17 protein-coding genes are annotated in these 14,655 nt (G+C 66.6%); 10 read left to right on the forward strand and 7 right to left on the reverse strand.

All coding sequences use genetic code 11. The features are described from left to right. Positions 1-10: 10 nt before the first annotated feature. Positions 11-1,066 carry an LLM class flavin-dependent oxidoreductase gene (locus ACIQCN_RS12435; RefSeq protein WP_400605023.1) on the reverse strand — a complete coding sequence of 352 codons (1,056 nt, stop codon included), beginning with the start codon at positions 1,064-1,066 and terminating at the stop codon, positions 11-13. Between the two features lie 108 nt (positions 1,067-1,174). On the opposite strand from ACIQCN_RS12435, the gene ACIQCN_RS12440 reads away from it, so the two are divergent. Genes ACIQCN_RS12440 through ACIQCN_RS12450 form a run of 3 tightly spaced genes read left to right on the forward strand, consistent with a single transcriptional unit; the run spans position 1,175 to position 2,308 of the window. Then, positions 1,175-1,507, forward strand: coding sequence for a YnfA family protein (locus ACIQCN_RS12440; RefSeq protein ID WP_400611248.1), 333 nt, complete (start codon positions 1,175-1,177; stop codon positions 1,505-1,507). A gap of 54 nt (positions 1,508-1,561) precedes the next feature. Beyond that, entirely contained in the window at positions 1,562-1,966 is a 405-nt protein-coding gene (locus ACIQCN_RS12445; protein ID WP_400611214.1) for a YidH family protein, read from the forward strand. 6 nt (positions 1,967-1,972) lie between these two features. Continuing rightward, positions 1,973-2,308 carry a DUF202 domain-containing protein gene (locus ACIQCN_RS12450; RefSeq protein WP_400605027.1) on the forward strand — a complete coding sequence of 112 codons (336 nt, stop codon included), beginning with the start codon at positions 1,973-1,975 and terminating at the stop codon, positions 2,306-2,308. Positions 2,309-2,326: 18 nt separating this feature from the next. On the opposite strand, the gene ACIQCN_RS12455 is transcribed toward ACIQCN_RS12450, so the two are convergent. Beyond that, on the reverse strand, positions 2,327-2,725 hold the full coding sequence (locus tag ACIQCN_RS12455; RefSeq protein WP_400605028.1) for a hypothetical protein: 399 nt from the start codon (positions 2,723-2,725) through the stop codon (positions 2,327-2,329). A gap of 119 nt (positions 2,726-2,844) precedes the next feature. Here ACIQCN_RS12455 and ACIQCN_RS12460 point away from each other — a divergent pair, with 119 nt between their 5' ends. The 4 genes from ACIQCN_RS12460 (at position 2,845) to ACIQCN_RS12475 (ending at position 7,931) form a co-directional block, all read left to right on the forward strand. Then, the gene (locus ACIQCN_RS12460) at positions 2,845-3,078 is read left to right on the forward strand and encodes a DUF2630 family protein (protein WP_400605029.1); all 234 of its coding nucleotides are present in this window, start codon (positions 2,845-2,847) and stop codon (positions 3,076-3,078) included. 79 nt (positions 3,079-3,157) lie between these two features. After that, entirely contained in the window at positions 3,158-3,961 is an 804-nt protein-coding gene (locus tag ACIQCN_RS12465) for a carbon-nitrogen hydrolase family protein (RefSeq protein WP_400611216.1), read from the forward strand. A 203-nt stretch (positions 3,962-4,164) separates the two neighbouring features. Then, on the forward strand, positions 4,165-5,475 hold the full coding sequence (locus tag ACIQCN_RS12470) for an ammonium transporter (RefSeq protein WP_400605033.1): 1,311 nt from the start codon (positions 4,165-4,167) through the stop codon (positions 5,473-5,475). 125 nt (positions 5,476-5,600) lie between these two features. Beyond that, the gene (locus ACIQCN_RS12475; protein WP_400611218.1) at positions 5,601-7,931 is read left to right on the forward strand and encodes a transglycosylase domain-containing protein; all 2,331 of its coding nucleotides are present in this window, start codon (positions 5,601-5,603) and stop codon (positions 7,929-7,931) included. Positions 7,932-7,943: 12 nt separating this feature from the next. Here the strand turns inward: ACIQCN_RS12475 and ACIQCN_RS12480 are convergent, their stop codons facing one another. From ACIQCN_RS12480 to ACIQCN_RS12495, 4 genes are read right to left on the reverse strand one after another with little or no spacing between them, the layout of a single operon-like run. Further along, positions 7,944-8,564: a DUF1992 domain-containing protein gene (locus ACIQCN_RS12480; RefSeq protein ID WP_400611219.1), complete on the reverse strand. Its 621-nt coding sequence runs from the start codon at positions 8,562-8,564 to the stop codon at positions 7,944-7,946. A gap of 20 nt (positions 8,565-8,584) precedes the next feature. Then, positions 8,585-9,082: an SRPBCC domain-containing protein gene (locus ACIQCN_RS12485; RefSeq protein ID WP_400605038.1), complete on the reverse strand. Its 498-nt coding sequence runs from the start codon at positions 9,080-9,082 to the stop codon at positions 8,585-8,587. Positions 9,083-9,094: 12 nt separating this feature from the next. Continuing rightward, positions 9,095-9,427, reverse strand: a complete 333-nt coding sequence (locus ACIQCN_RS12490) for an ArsR/SmtB family transcription factor (protein ID WP_400605040.1) — start codon at positions 9,425-9,427, stop codon at positions 9,095-9,097. A gap of 42 nt (positions 9,428-9,469) precedes the next feature. Next, positions 9,470-10,204 carry a GAF and ANTAR domain-containing protein gene (locus ACIQCN_RS12495; protein WP_400605042.1) on the reverse strand — a complete coding sequence of 245 codons (735 nt, stop codon included), beginning with the start codon at positions 10,202-10,204 and terminating at the stop codon, positions 9,470-9,472. Positions 10,205-10,447: 243 nt separating this feature from the next. Between ACIQCN_RS12495 and ACIQCN_RS12500 the strand changes: the two genes are divergently transcribed. From ACIQCN_RS12500 to ACIQCN_RS12510, 3 genes are all read left to right on the forward strand, one after another. Next, positions 10,448-11,179, forward strand: coding sequence for an ANTAR domain-containing protein (locus ACIQCN_RS12500; RefSeq protein WP_400605044.1), 732 nt, complete (start codon positions 10,448-10,450; stop codon positions 11,177-11,179). Between the two features lie 184 nt (positions 11,180-11,363). After that, the gene (locus tag ACIQCN_RS12505; RefSeq protein WP_400611220.1) at positions 11,364-12,593 is read left to right on the forward strand and encodes an NYN domain-containing protein; all 1,230 of its coding nucleotides are present in this window, start codon (positions 11,364-11,366) and stop codon (positions 12,591-12,593) included. Between the two features lie 243 nt (positions 12,594-12,836). Continuing rightward, entirely contained in the window at positions 12,837-13,028 is a 192-nt protein-coding gene (locus tag ACIQCN_RS12510; RefSeq protein ID WP_400605048.1) for a hypothetical protein, read from the forward strand. A gap of 126 nt (positions 13,029-13,154) precedes the next feature. On the opposite strand, the gene ACIQCN_RS12515 is transcribed toward ACIQCN_RS12510, so the two are convergent. Further along, complete coding sequence (locus ACIQCN_RS12515) at positions 13,155-14,540, reverse strand: MBL fold metallo-hydrolase RNA specificity domain-containing protein (RefSeq protein WP_400611221.1); 1,386 nt, start codon at positions 14,538-14,540, stop codon at positions 13,155-13,157. Between the last annotated feature and the right edge of the window lie 115 nt (positions 14,541-14,655).

Below are 14,655 nucleotides of genomic sequence, written 5' to 3' on the forward strand. Positions count from 1 at the left end.
AAGCCGCACTTCAAGAATAACGGCTGGCGCGGGCGGATGGTTCCCCCTCGTATTCCGTAAGCATGCTTAGTATACCCATAATGTTCCCTAAAAGCTTCGTGTTGAGGTCCACTCCCAGCTGGTTTGGCACTGTGACCAGCAGGGTGTCTGCCGCCTGCACTGCCGCGTCGGCGGCAAGCTGTCCGGCCAGGAGTTCCGGGTCCCCGACGTAACTTTTGCCGAACCGGGCGGTCAGGCCGTCAATAACCCCTACCTGGTCGCGGGTGTCGCGCAGGGCGCTCCCGCCGAAGTACCGCCGGTCTTGGTCGTCCACGATCGGCAGCACGCTCCGGCTCACGGACACCCGCGGGGCATGCCGGTGGCCCGCGGCTGCCCAGGCCTCGCGGAACAGCCGGATCTGCTCGGCCTGGAGTTCGTGGAAGGGGACGCCGGTGTCCTCGGTCAGGAGGGTGGAGCTCATCAGGTTCATTCCCTGTTCCGCCGCCCATACGGCAGTGTTCCGGGTTCCGGCGCCCCACCAGATCCGCTCCGCCAGGCCCGGCGACTGCGGCTGGACCGGCAAAAGACCGGCAGAAGCGGCCGCATACCGCGGGTCCGGCCGGGCCACACCGGCGCCGCTGACGGCATTCCGGAATTCGGCCGCATGCCTGCGGGCAAGGTCCGCGTCCGTCTCCCCGGCCAACGGCCGGTACCCGAAGGCGGAGGCTCCCTCCCGCGCCGGTTCGGGTGAGCCCCGGCTGATGCCGAGCTGAAGCCTGCCACCGCTGATCAGGTCGGTGGCCGCCGCTTCCTCTGCCATATACAAGGGATTCTCATACCTCATATCAATCACCCCCGTGCCGATTTCGATCCGGCTGGTCCGGGCCGCGATGGCCGCCAGCAGAGGGAACGGCGCGGCCTGCTGGCGGGCAAAGTGGTGCACCCGGAAGTACGCCCCGCCCAGGCCAAGCTCTTCGGCGGCAACCGCCAGCTCAATTCCCTGCAGCAGCGCGTCCCCCGCGGTCCGGGTGAGCGAGCCCTGGCCGGGACCCCAGTGGCCGAAGGAAAGGAAACCAACGTTCTTCATAACTGGCCCAACGGGACCGGAGGCGCGGGCATTCCCCGGGCCTGACGCCGGGCCGGACCGGCCAGCTGGGATGATGGCCGGGTGGATAACCCTGCCCAGGCTCTCACCGTGTCCAAGACCGTCCTGCTGTTCGCGCTGGCCGCCGCCGCTGAAATCGGCGGGGCCTGGCTGGTCTGGCAGTCGGTACGGGAAGGCAAGGACTGGTGGTGGGCCGGACTGGGCGTCCTGGCCCTCGGAGCCTACGGATTCGTGGCCACCCTCCAGCCGGATGCCCACTTCGGCCGCATCCTCGCGGCCTACGGCGGCGTCTTCGTAGCGGGGTCGTTGGCCTGGGGCATGGTGTTCGACGGTTTCCGGCCCGACCGCTGGGACGTTGCCGGCTCCGTCGTCTGCCTCCTGGGCGTTGCCATCATCATGTTCGCGCCGCGGAGCGCCGGTTAGAAGCAGCGCGGTTCAGGGGCGGGTGCAGGTTACCGCCGTGGATAAACTGGCACCGTGACCAACAGCGAGCCGCCCGCCCACGCCCCCGTTCCGCCGTCGCGCGGTAAAGTCGCCCGGCGGCTGCTGCCGGGGGGCGAGGAACCGGACCCCCGCTTCACCCTGGCCAACGAACGGACCTTCCTCGCGTGGATCCGGACGTCCCTGGCCCTGCTGGCCGGTGGCATCGCCATCGAGGCTTTCACGGGCGACCTGTTCCTGGAGCCCCTCCGGAAAGGCCTCGCGATCCTCCTGCTCCTGCTGGGCATGCTCCTCAGCGGCGGCTCCGCAGTGCGCTGGCTCCGCGTGGAACAGAGCATGCGCAACAAGGCGCCCCTTCCCCTGCCGCTCATCGTGCCGCTGCTGGCCGCGGCAGGCGCGCTGACGGCCGCCGTCGTGCTGGTCTTTGTCCTCTGGCGCTGACATCCCATGGCCCGCTACCGCCCTGCCCACACCCACGGTGACCCCGGGCTCCAGCCGGAACGGACTACCCTTGCCTGGGGCCGCACCATGATGGCACTGGCCACCGTCAGCGCTTTCTTCCTCCGCTGGCTCCCCACCCACGGACTGCCCATCCTGCTCTTGTTCGCCGTATCCGCGTTCGCGGCACTGGCCATCTACCTCACCCAGCGCCGGCGGTACAGCCACCGGTCGCACGGAATAGCGTCCGAAAGCGTGGCGGCCGACGTTGCCGCGGTGCTGTGGACGGCCTTTGCCGGGGTGGCGCTGGGGATCCTGGGAATCGGCGTCGTCCTCGCTGGTTAGCAAACGCGGCGGCGGAAACTAGAACATCGGCAGCAGGAAACCCGCCACCTGCGCCACGGCGCCTATGCCCGTGAGCCAGGCGCCAAGGATCCCGGCCGTCCGGCCCGGCTGCTCCGGCGTGGCCATCCGCCACTGGGTGGGCCGCTTGGGGTGGTAGTAGATGGGGAGCGTGTCGCCGACGGCCATGTCCTTGATGTCGTGCGGCGACATGGGGGCGTGATGGACCTGGTGCCGGCGGTCTGCCCATCGGAACCCGACGCCCGTCACGTCCGAATAGACCACAGCGTCCGCAACCTCCCACGGGTGCACGAAGCGGCGCAGGAAACCTGCGTAAAAGAGGAGTCCGAGCCCGGCGGGCAGGCACAACCAAGTCAGCATTTCCAGGATTGGACCTGCCAGATCGAGCACGGTGGTCATGATGAAGATCGTACAGCGCGGGTTGGCCTCCGGGGGTGGTGGCCGGAGCCGCGACTCCGTACGCTGGAAAATCCGGACGCGGACGCCACCCGCCCGCCGACAGCGACGAAGGAGACGCCATGAACGACCAGGACATTTTGACGCGGATCCAAGCACTTGTGGATGAGGAGCACTCCCTGCGCGAGCCGGCCGACGGGCAGGCGCCGGACCGCGCCCGCCTGCGGCAGGTGGAGGAAAGCCTGGACCAGTGCTGGGACCTTCTCCGGCAGCGCCGGGCCAAGATCCGCTCCGGCGAGGACCCCAATGACGCCGAGGCCCGCCCCGTCAGCGAGGTGGAGGGATACCGGCAGTAGGCGCCGCGGGTCCCGGTCTTGCGGACCGGGCCGTAGGCTACAGCGTAAAGAGAAAAACGCCGACAACAGGGGCCCTTCCATGCGCATCGCAATCGCCCAGATCATCAGCAGCGCCGACCCGGCCGCGAACCTCGAACTGATCCGGGACCATACCGCACGTGCCAAGGAAGCCGGGGCGGAACTCGTGGTGTTCCCCGAGGCCACCATGCGGGCATTCGGAAACTCCCTGCGCGGCGTCGCCGAGCCGCTGGACGGGCCGTGGGCGACGGCGGTACGGGACATCGCGCGGGAGCACGGCCTTGCGGTGGTGGCGGGGATGTTCACCCCGGGGAAGGACGGTCGGGTGCGGAATACGCTCCTGGTGACCGGCCCGGGCGTGGAAGCCTCGTACGACAAAGTGCACCTTTTTGACGCGTTCGGATTTACCGAGTCCGAAACGGTGGACGCCGGTGAAACCCCGGTGACGTTTGAGTACAAGGGAACGGTATTCGGCCTGGCAACCTGCTACGACGTCCGGTTCCCCGGGCTCTTCACGGCCAACGCCAGCGCCGGGGCACAGGTCAACATCCTCTGCGCGTCGTGGGGAGCCGGCGAAGGCAAGGCTGATCAGTGGGACCTCCTGGTGCGGGCACGCGCCCTGGACAGCACCACGTTCGTGATCGCGTGCGGCCAGGCCGATCCGGCGAGCGTTGGGGCCGGTGCGGCTGGGACGGCTGGGACGGCTCCGACCGGTATCGGGCACAGTGCGGTCATCACTCCCCTGGGCGTTCCCCTGGTGACGCTGGGCGCCGAACCTGAACTCGCCGTCGTCGACCTCGATCCTGAAGAGGCGGCGCAGGTCCGCCGAAAGCTGCCGGTACTGGCCAACGCGCGCCGGTTCTAGCTGCAGGGCCCTTGGGTAGGTCGCGTTTACATTCCCGAAACATTGGTGACACGCGATCTTCACGCAACGGCGATTTGTGTAACGTGAGCGCAACTTGAAGCTCGATTACCGGAAACACGGAACCCGAAAAATGGACGGCGGGGGAAACACGGGGCGTGCTGCCAGCTCCCCCGCTTGCCGTTTATATGCGAAGGGACCCGCCGGTGGAGATCACTGCCCAACACGTCTGGCTGATGATTTCAGCCGCGATGGTACTGCTGATGACCCCCGGTCTTGGCCTCTTCTACGGCGGCATGACCCGTGCCAAGGCCGCGCTCAACATGATCATGATGAGCTTCATTTCAGCCGGGATCGTGGGCGTTGTCTGGGTTCTTTGGGGCTATTCCATGACCACCGGAGACAGCGTGCTGGGCCTCTTCGGAAACCCGTTCACCCACTTCGGCCTGCAGGACCTGATGGGCTCCCCGGACCTCATCACGGCAGGTTACAGCGCCACCTTCGCCATCATCACCGTTGCGCTGATCAGCGGCGCCATCGCTGACCGGGCCAGGTTCAGCGCCTGGTCGATGTTCGTGCCCGCATGGATCACCGTGGTGTACTGCCCGCTCGCCTTCATGATCTGGGGCGGCGGCCTCATGGGACCGGACGGTGCGGTGACCGCCGTGTTCGGCCAGGTGATCGATTTCGCCGGCGGCGCGGTCGTGGAGATCAGCTCCGGCACCGCGGCGCTGGTGCTCGCGCTGATCGTGGGCCAGCGGCACGGCTTCGCCAAGGACCCCAACCACCGCCCGCACAACCTCCCCTTCATCATGCTCGGCGCCGCCATTCTCTGGTTCGGCTGGTTCGGCTTCAACGGCGGTGCCGCCACCACCGCGGAGCAGGCCGGCCTCATCTGGGTGAACACCCTGGTCACCCCCGCGGCAGCCATGCTCAGCTGGCTGGTTGTCGAGAAGGTCCGCCACGGCCACCCCACCTCGCTGGGTGCCGCGTCCGGCGTGGTGGCCGGTCTGGTGGCCATCACCCCCTCCTGCGCCAACATCAGCCCAGTGGCCGCCGTCGGCCTGGGCCTGGTGGCGGGAGCGGCATGCTGCTGGTTCGTGGACCTCAAGTACCGCTTCGGCCTGGACGACTCACTGGACGTGGTGGGCGTGCACCTTGGCGGCGGGCTCATCGGCACCCTGTCCCTCGGCTTCATCGCCCTGCCGGTGGACGGCGCCGGCGGCGGACTTTTCTACGGCGGCGGCTTCCAGCAGCTCATCGCCCAGACCGCGGCCGTGGTCATCACCGTGCTGCTGTCCGGTATCGGCACCCTGCTCATTGGCCAGGCGATCCACAAGACCATAGGCTTCCGGGTCAGCCATGAGGCGGAGACCGCCGGGGTGGACCTGTCCGAACACGCCGAAACCGCCTACGCCTTCGGGGAAACCGGCGCCGGGTTCAACCCCTTGGGACGCCTGCTTGCGCACAAGGAATCCCCGACGGCGGCACGCGCCAAGGAAGACTCCTTCGCCTAGACGGGCCCGGCACGCCGGCATGGATCGCGCCGGTAAACGTGACCAAATCCTGACCTGCATGTCTCTGGATCGGCCTCCCGCTGCGGCGTAGTCTGATGCCACCTCCGAGGCTCAGGGGCTGCTGAATGGCACAAACGAAGAAACCCAGGTACGGCGTTGGCGCCGTCTTGGCACGCTTTATTGCATTCATCGCCGCCAGCGTGGTGTGCGGCGTCCTGGCGGCCAGCCTGGTGGTACCGGCGGTGGCCGCAGCCGGGCTGGGCGTCAGCAGATCCATTGGATTCTTCGAAAACCTGCCCGATGAACTGACGGTGCAGCCGCCGTCGCAATCCACCAAGGTGCTCACCTCCGACGGCAAGCTGATCGCCACGTTCTTCGCGGAAAACCGGGTGCGGATCCCGCTGGACCAGATGTCCCCGTACATCAAGGATGCGGTGGTGGCGATCGAGGACAGCCGGTTCTACGAGCACGCCGGCATCGATCCGCAGGCCATTGCCCGGGCGGTGGTGTCCAACCTGACCAAGGGCGGCCAGCAGGGGGCGTCCACCATCACGCAGCAGTACGTCACCAATGTGGTGAATGAGTCCCGGCTCTCGCAGGACCGTCCGGACGAGGTGATCCTCAGCGGCCAGAAGGACATGGGCGACAAGCTGCGGGAGATGAAGCTGGCTATTGCCCTGGAGAAGAAGTTCACCAAGGAGCAGATTCTTGAGGGATACCTGAATATTGTGTTCTTCAACAGCGAGGCCTACGGGATCGAAGCCGCGGCGCGCTACTTTTTCAGCAGCACGGCCAGGAAACTGACGCTCCCGCAGGCCGCGCTCCTGGCCGGCCTGGTCAACAGCCCCACGTTCTACAACCCCGCGGTCAATCCGGATAAGTCGATCGTGCGCCGCAACCAGGTGCTGTCCGAGATGCTGCGCCAGCGCATGATCACTGACGCCGAGCACGACGCTGCTGTGGCAACCCCCATCCAGTTGAAGCTGGCGCCGCAGCGGCAGGGCTGCGCCTACGCCCTGATAGCGCCGTACTTCTGCGACTACATCTCGCACCTGATCCTGAACAATCCGGCCTATGGCGCAAGCCTGATCGAACGGCAGCGCAAGCTGTACCGCGGCGGGCTCACCATCGTCACCACTTTGGACAGCCGCCTGCAGGGAGCAGCCCAAACGCAGGTCAACGGGACCGCCGGCGCCAACCGGGACCGGTGGGGCGCGGCCCTTGTCACCGTGCAGCCCGGCACCGGGAAGATCCTTGCGATGGCGCAGAACACAGTAATCCTTCCGGTGAAGGGAAAGTTCGATACCCACCTGAATTTCAATGTGGACGCGAAGGATCCGCAGGGCAACGACCTCAACGGCGCCGGCGGGTTCCAGCCGGGCTCGACCATGAAGCCGTTCACGTTTGCGGAATGGCTGAATGAGGGGAAGCCGCTCACTGCCATGATCGACGCGTCACGGCGGGTCTATCCTTGGGGGTTTCCGTGGCGATCCAGCTGCGGCCGCGTGATGGGGGCCTACAGCACGGCACAGAACACCCCGGAGCTGGGGGCTGCGGACGACCTGCAGAACGCTGAACCAGGGTTCTACCGGCCGATGGCCATCAATTACGGACTCTACAACTCCATCAACACCGCCACTTTCGCTTCCGCCACGCAGTTGGACTTCTGCGGCATCCAGAAGGTGGTGGACGCCGTCGGCCTGCACAGCGGCCTGGACGGGGCCCAGATCAACATGCACCAGCTGGGGAACCTGCTGGGAGCCATCGGCGTGGCCCCGCTGCACCTGGCAAACGCGTATGCCACCTTCGCCAACGATGGCCGTTACTGCGCCCCGATCGCGCTCCTGGACATCCGTGATGCCACCGGCGGTAAGTTGCCGGCGCAGACCACGGAATGCCGCACCGCGCTCAAGCCGCAGGTGGCGCGCGGGGTCAACTCGGTGCTGCAGGACGTCATGAAGAAGGGCTCGGGTGTGTGGATCGAGCCGAAGGTCCACACGAAGTTCCCGGTAGGCGCGAAAACCGGTACGTCCAACAACAACGGTTCCACATGGGTTGTGGGGTACTCCAGCGGCCTCGCCACTGCGTCGTTCTTTGGCGACGCCTTGGAGGGCCAGGACCGGCCGGGGCAGAACGTGACCATCAACGGCGTGTTCTACGAGCGGCTGGACGGCTACATGATCGCCGGGCCGCAGTGGGCCAACTACATGCTGAAGGTGGGTCCGCTGTACCCTGCGAAGGAATTCCCGCCACCTCCGGCCTCGATGTACGGGGGGCCGGCTCCGTCGCCCACACCCGGGACATCCACCGGCGGCACCGGTTCGACCCCCTCCGGCCAGACTGACGGTGCCACTGGCGGGTCCACCGGAGGTGCCACGGGCGGGTCCACCGGCGGGTCGGATGGCGGTACCGATCGCCAAGGCGGAGGCAAACCACCGACACCCCCGGGCAGGTAACAGGAAGCCCGTTCACCGCAAGGGCTGGCCCCCGCCGCGCCACACCTTCTGCCACCACCGGCTCCGCCGCCACCGGGGCGGCGCTGATGCAACCGGCGGTTCCTCAGCAACGCGGGCTGCCCGGCGTTCACGCCACCGGGCAAGCTCGGCTTCCACGTCGCGGGTCCTGGTAACCACCGGCGGACCGCCCTGGAGCTGTCGGCGCGCATCGATGACCCGGCGGTTGAAATCCTCCAGAAGGTCCCGCGCCTGCTGTTCGGTGTACTGCGCGTCCAAAGCGGCATCGAGCCCGGAGTCCTCCTTGCGGAGCAGGATCGCCGCAGGCCCCATGCCGCTGATGTTTTCGCGTTCCAGGAGTCCCTTGACCCACCAGTCGGGGTCGTACGACTCCCCCAGCCCGGGAATCGGCTTGCCCGCGTACTTGAGATTGTCGAACTTGCCCTGGGCCATGGCGTCACGGATCAGGTAGTCGGCGCGGGCAGCGTCTCCCACCTTCCGGCGCTTTTCACGTTCCCGGGCCTCGACGGCTTCCAGCGCGGCCTCCTCCTCCGCGCTGATACCCCCTCCCCGGTATGATCTCAGCTCCGCCGCCCGTTCCAGCCGCTTTCGAAACCCGTCGGATCCCCCCGCCATTCCATGCCCTCCGAAAGCGCTCAGGCGTTGGCGTGTTCGGCCAGGATGCCGTCCATCTGGTCCACGGCGCCCTTGAGCCCCTCTTCCATGCCCATGGCCACCATCTGTTCCATCTGCTCCTCCGACTCAAACTTCGAGTGGATCGTCATCCGGGTCCGCCCGCCGACATCCTCAAGGGTCACCTCGGCATGGGTGATGCCGAGATCGCCGGTGGGGTTGCCGTCGTCGTCCGCAAAACCGTCATCGAACTCGAGCTGGCGCGGCGCGTCAATGGCGGTGAATTCCCACCAGCCACGCGATTTTTGCCCCTCCGGGCCGGTCATGTAGTAACTCGCGCGGCCGCCGCGGACAAAGTCGAGCTTCTCAAACGTCGCCGGCCAGGTGGGCGGCCCCCACCAGCGTTCCAGTTGCCGCGGGTCTTCCCACAGGTCCCAGACGCGGTCGACGGCGGCGTCAAACTCCGCGACGAGGGTGAGGCAGAGTGCCTCGGGGTTTTTGTCCATACTGATGACTGTCATGGCTGTGCCGTCCTAGTTTTCAGCGAGAATGTCGGCAATCCGGCCGGCGCGTTGCCGCCAGATCATTTCGTATTCGTCGAGCAGCAGGCGGGCTTTCTGCAGGCCTTCGCGGCTGCCCCGCACCAACTGCTCCCTTCCGCGCTTTTCCTTGCTCACCAGGTTCGCGCGCTCCAGCACCGCCACATGCTTCTGGACTGCGGCGAAGCTCATGGCGTAGAGATCAGCGAGGCCGGACACCGAGTACCCAGCCACCGTCACCCGCCGGACGATGTCACGCCGGGTGGGGTCTGCGAGCGCCTGGAACAGGCGGTCGAGTTCTGTTTCACGGAGCTGATCTACAACCATTTGGTTGTACGATATTCCCATCCCGCGGAAGAGTCAACAGTTTCAGGAATCGAAGTGCGTCTCGATTGAGGTTCCGGACAGCTGCTCAATGAGCTCGCGGGCCACGTCCCGCAACTTGCGGTTGCGGTTGCTGGAAACCTTGGTGAGGATATCCATGGCCTCAGCCTGCGAGCAGCGGTTCTGCGCCATGATCACCCCGCACGCCAGGTTGATGGCGGTCCTGCTCTCCAGGGCCGCTTCCAGGTCCTCCGCCCTGCTCTGCGCGGAAGTGATCCGCACGGACAGCCGAAGCGTGTTCTGCGCGGCGCCCGCGAAACCCACGGCCTGTTCGTAGACATCGGCGGTGAAGACGCCGGGCCTGCCGGCGAAGAAGTTCAAGGCGGCACTGGCATCCGGACCGATCTCCAGCGGCACGCCCAACGTGCTATGGACACTGTTCTCCGCGAGCCGCTGGTTGTAGGCGGGCCAGCGCGGATCCCTGCTGACGTCGTCGATGATCACCGGGGACATTTCCCGCAGCGCCCTGATGCACGGACCGTCGCCGAGGGCCTGTTCCACATGGTCAAGGTCCACCGCGCGCTGGCTGCTGCCTGCCGCCGTCGCGGGCTTGCGTTTGGTCTTGAGCGTCACGGCGCATTCAATGTGGTCACCGGCGGTTTCGGAGACGGCAGCCGCCGCCATTCCTGAGAGGCCGGACAGGAAATCCACCACGTTTTCAGCGCCCACCAGGATTTCCTGGAGCTGATGGACGGACTCGCGATCGGCTGAAGTCGGCATGCGGCCATCCTACTGGTCCCGCACTGTATCCCCTGGCCCGGCAGGGGCGTAGTGTCGATAGCAGGAGATTTCGGGATAACGACAGGACCCGGAGGTGGACTGTCCGGGCCGCGCCTAAGAGCGGCGGCCACCAGCCACCCGGAGTTTGGGAAGTAGGGCCGTATGGCCATGAGCATTGAAGTGGGCTACGCAGCGCGTCGGCAGGGGTCCCCCGCACGCAGCCCCATTGGAGCGTGACCCGCAGTGGACAACCGCGGTGCGGAGACAGATCTGACCCTGCAGGGAATGGTGTTGGCGAACCCGGACATCCGGAGTTTCCTCACCGAACTGGCCGTCCTCGCCTCCGGGCGGTTATCTTCCCCAGGCAACCCTGTGCACAGCGGGGTCACCGTGCTGCGGCGAAAGCGGCCGGAAGCCGTGGCCGCCAGCGACGCGACGGCCCGCGCCCTGGATGAACTGCAGAACGGATTCGGCGACGGCCCCTGCCTCACCGCCCTTCGGACCAGATCCACGGTGATGACCCCGGACCTCGCCGCCGAGGACCGCTGGAGCGACTACGTCCGCGCGGCACTCCGCAACGGCGTGGCCTCGATTCTCGCAGTTCCCCTGGACCTGGCCGGAGAGGCCGACGCCGTCCTGAATATCTACGCCCAAACCCGCCACAGCTTCCCCAGCGACAGCATTGCCACTGTGGAGGCCTTTGCGGAGCAGGCGGCGGGAGCGCTGCGGCTGTCCCTCCGGATTTCACAGCTCAGCGAGGCCAGGGAGGACCTGACCGCGGCGCTGCAGTCGCGGACGATGATCGACACCGCCCTCGGAGTGATCATGGCGGAGAACCGGTGCAGCCGGGACACCGCGTTCAGCATCCTGACCAGGGCTTCCAGTGCGCGGAACATCAAAGTGCGGGATCTGGCCGCCACGGTGATTGCTTCCGTCTCGGGTGAGGAAAAGATCGACACGCACTTCGACGAATAACCCCCGGGTCAGCGCCGCTCCAGCGCGGCAGCCGCCGGTTTCCCCAACCTTGGGACCGACGGCGGGTCGCACCCCAAAGGCCGGCGCGCCGTCGTCGTCCGTCGCCAAAGGTGCGGAACTCAGCGCGGCGCGGGGCGCGCGGCGGGTGCGTGACGCCGCGGCTGCCTGCTGGCACACTGGGCGAATGAGTCTTTCCCCGTCCCGGCGGCCGGGCATCCGTGCTGCGATGTTCGTCGATTTCGACAATGTCTACACCGGCCTGCTGGCGTTGGATCCGGCGGCCGCCAAGCGCTTCGCGGAGGATCCCAAGCACTGGACTGATGCGCTGTCCGCGGGCGGGACCGCCGAGAATTCGCGCCGTTTCCTGGTGCGGAACTGCTACCTGAACCCCGTGGTTTATTCGAAGTACCGGGCGTACTGGACCCGGGCCGGGTTCCGGGTGATCGACTGCCCGTCGCTGACGCAGCAGGGGAAGAGCAGCACGGACATCAACCTGGTACTGGACTCCATGGACGCGCTCTCGGGCAGCGTCGGGATCGAAGAGTTCTTCATCGCCTCCGCCGACGCCGATTTCACCTCGCTGATCCAGCGTTTCCGGGCCGCGGACCGCATGACCACGGTGATAGCCGCAGGGCCGGTGGCCTTTGCCTACCGGGAGATGGCGGACAGCGTGGTGGAGTCGCACGACTTCATCGCCATCCTCAACCAGTCCGCGGCGGAGCCCATCCGCGCGGTCAGCACCAACGGCACGGCTCCCGTCAGCGGCCCCAGAGCGCCGCAGGGCAGGCCGCTCAGCCCCGCGGTCAAGGATGTCACGGCCCTGATCCGGAGCGCCGCAGGCCCCGTGGTAGGGGCGATGGTGGCACACCGGGCGCTGGCTGCGGACCCGTCATTGAAGGCCGACTGGGGAGGACACGGGAAGTTCGGCACGTGGGTGGCGCAGCTGGGCAAAGGCATCGAATACTCCCCGGCCCGCGGCGGCTGGGTCTGGGACGCGAAGCGTTTTTCGAGCGCCGACCTGCCGCAGGACACCGAGCCGGAGCCCGGGATCGAGGAGCAGGTGGCCCGGGTGACGGACGTGCCGTCGCTTTCCACGGCCCAGTTCCGGCAGATGTTCATCGCGCTGGAGAAACGCCTCCGCGAACACCCCGTGAACCGCAACGAGCTCGCCAAGCAGGTCCGCGACGACTGCGTGAGCGCAGGCCAGCCGGTGTCCCGGGCGGCCGTGAACTTCGTCATCCAGGGGCTGGGTTACGCGCATTTCGAGCTCACCGACACGTCCACCGCCGCTCAGCTCGCCACAGCCTGGACCCACAACGTGGAGGAGCTCTGCCGCGTGGCGCTGATGGAGTTCGATGACGACGAACGTCGGGCGCTGCGGCGCTGGGCGAGCGGCGGATTCCTGGAGTCCTAAGGCACCGTCCCATCGAGGGGGTACCGTGTGGAGTGCATCACAAGTGATGCGATTCACTCGCAATAATGTTGTGGCTGCCCCCTCCGTTGGGCACTATGAAAGCAGGCCGGGGTTGATTCCGGCCCTCCACATCTGGTGACGCAACGAAGCCCACCGGTGACCCCCGGGCCGCCGACGCCTCCGCGCGTTCACGAGCAGGCCACCTCCGGCACAGCCCGGACCGATACATGGAAGTACAAAACAATGACGTTTGAAACTGCCCACTCCGTAACGCTCAAAATCTGGGACCGCGCCAACATGCACCACACGCTGGACGCAGTGGTCGAGGACCTTTCGGCCCGCCACAACACCACCAAGTGCCGCATCGCGGTCACCTGCAGTGGCCCCAACACCTTCACCCTGAGCCTCCGCGGCCCGGAGCTGGCCAGCGCGTAGCCGCTGCGAAGCTACGGCCCAAGCACCTCGGGAGGACGTACGACGGCGGGACCTCCCGGCGTCGTGCGCCCTCCTCGTGCTTTCCGCCACCTTGCCGCTGCGAGCGTGTGGGCCAAGTGCTGAACCTTATCGGGGATCAAGCAGGGAAACCGTTTCCATATACTCCGGGACGCGGGCCCGCCGTCCCAGTTCGTGCTTGATGCGGGCCCGAAGGGCGTCGGAGGCATCGGGTTCTCCGTGGGTGATATAGGTCATGGCCGGGGCTTCAGGAACGGATTTCATCCATTGGATCAACTCGTTGGAGTCGGCATGGGCTGAGAGACCTTCCATCTGGATAACCTCGGCCTGGACACCGACGTCCTGGCCGTAAACGCGGACATTTTTCCCGCCTGCGGCCAGGGAAGCGCCCCTGGTTCCTCCTGCCTGGTATCCGCTGAGGATGATGGCGTTGCGGCGGTCGGGCCCATACGCCGCAAGGTGGTGGAGGATCCGGCCTCCGGTGAGCATACCGCTCGCGGAAATAATGATCATCGGTCCGCCGCGGAGGTTGAGCAGTTTGGATTCATCCGCGCTTCGGACCGGCCTGGCCACTTTGTACATCGCCTCGAATTCATGCTGCCCGATCCGGTGCTCATCGCGGTGGCGCCGATACATGTCGGAGGCGTCGATGGCCATTGGGCTGTTGAGGTATATGGGGATGGCCGGGATGGCGCCTTTGGCCAACAGGCGTGACAGATGCAGCAGGACAGTTTCGGCCCGTCCCACGGCGAAGGCCGCGATCATGATGACGCCCTGCCTCTTCGCGACCCGCGTGATGATCCCGCCCAACTCAGTTTCGGGATTTCCTGCCGGGTGGATCCGGTTGCCGTAGGTGGACTCGGCCACCAGGATGTTCGCTGGTTCCAAGGCCCGCGGCGGGTACATGAGCGGGTCATTGGCGCGGCCGAGGTCCCCCGTGAAGTGGATGGTCCGGCCGCCCGTCCTGAGGCGGACCTGGGCCGCGCCAAGGATGTGCCCGGCGGGAACAAAGGTCGCTTCAATTCCTCCGGCAGCCTGGAACGGCGAATCGAACTCCTGGGCCCTGAAGCTGTTGAGCGACCGCACAGCGTCCTCGGCTGTGTAGAGCGGCAGCGCTGGATGGTGCGCCGAGGATCCCCGCTGGTTTGCATAGCGGGCCTCCTCTTCCTGGAGGTACCCGCTGTCGGGCAGGAGCAGCTTGCACAGTTCCGTTGTTCCGGCCGTCGCGTAGACCGGGCCCATGAAGCCGTCACGGACCAGCGCTGGGATGTAGCCGGCGTGGTCCAGGTGTGCGTGCGTCAGGACAACCGCGTCGAGGCTTGCGGGGTTGATATGGAGGGACATGCGGTTGCGGTCGCGGAGGCGCTTGTAGCCCTGGAAAAGTCCGCAGTCCACCAGGATCCGGCGGTCCTGAGAACGGACAAGGCAGCGGGATCCCGTCACGGTATCGGTTGCACCAAGAAACTGCAGCGTTGGAGGATGCTGTTCCCTCACATCTGCTCCTTGGTAAGGGGCGGCGTCTATCCAGTAGATACCCGGTCCGGCGGAGGACAACAGGGACGGTCCTTCTAAGCACAGAACCTGCAGGTACCTTGGCGATCCCGCTAAG

Source organism: Pseudarthrobacter sp. NPDC092424 (assembly GCF_044754925.1).
In the GTDB taxonomy this organism is placed as follows: Bacteria; Actinomycetota; Actinomycetes; order Actinomycetales; family Micrococcaceae; genus Arthrobacter.

What these genes read in the sequence shown, in the direction of transcription:
- ACIQCN_RS12490 (WP_400605040.1), bottom strand. Translation starts at nt 9,427, where the DNA reads ATGGTTGTAGATCAGCTCCGTGAAACAGAACTCGACCGCCTGTTCCAG.
- ACIQCN_RS12460 (WP_400605029.1), top strand. Translation starts at nt 2,845, where the DNA reads ATGAACGACCAGGACATTTTGACGCGGATCCAAGCACTTGTGGATGAG.
- ACIQCN_RS12450 (WP_400605027.1), top strand. Translation starts at nt 1,973, where the DNA reads ATGGCCCGCTACCGCCCTGCCCACACCCACGGTGACCCCGGGCTCCAG.
- ACIQCN_RS12455 (WP_400605028.1), bottom strand. Translation starts at nt 2,725, where the DNA reads ATGACCACCGTGCTCGATCTGGCAGGTCCAATCCTGGAAATGCTGACT.
- ACIQCN_RS12480 (WP_400611219.1), bottom strand. Translation starts at nt 8,564, where the DNA reads ATGGCGGGGGGATCCGACGGGTTTCGAAAGCGGCTGGAACGGGCGGCG.
- ACIQCN_RS12495 (WP_400605042.1), bottom strand. Translation starts at nt 10,204, where the DNA reads ATGCCGACTTCAGCCGATCGCGAGTCCGTCCATCAGCTCCAGGAAATC.
- ACIQCN_RS12510 (WP_400605048.1), top strand. Translation starts at nt 12,837, where the DNA reads ATGACGTTTGAAACTGCCCACTCCGTAACGCTCAAAATCTGGGACCGC.
- ACIQCN_RS12485 (WP_400605038.1), bottom strand. Translation starts at nt 9,082, where the DNA reads ATGACAGTCATCAGTATGGACAAAAACCCCGAGGCACTCTGCCTCACC.
- ACIQCN_RS12505 (WP_400611220.1), top strand. Translation starts at nt 11,364, where the DNA reads ATGAGTCTTTCCCCGTCCCGGCGGCCGGGCATCCGTGCTGCGATGTTC.
- ACIQCN_RS12465 (WP_400611216.1), top strand. Translation starts at nt 3,158, where the DNA reads ATGCGCATCGCAATCGCCCAGATCATCAGCAGCGCCGACCCGGCCGCG.
- ACIQCN_RS12475 (WP_400611218.1), top strand. Translation starts at nt 5,601, where the DNA reads ATGGCACAAACGAAGAAACCCAGGTACGGCGTTGGCGCCGTCTTGGCA.
- ACIQCN_RS12435 (WP_400605023.1), bottom strand. Translation starts at nt 1,066, where the DNA reads ATGAAGAACGTTGGTTTCCTTTCCTTCGGCCACTGGGGTCCCGGCCAG.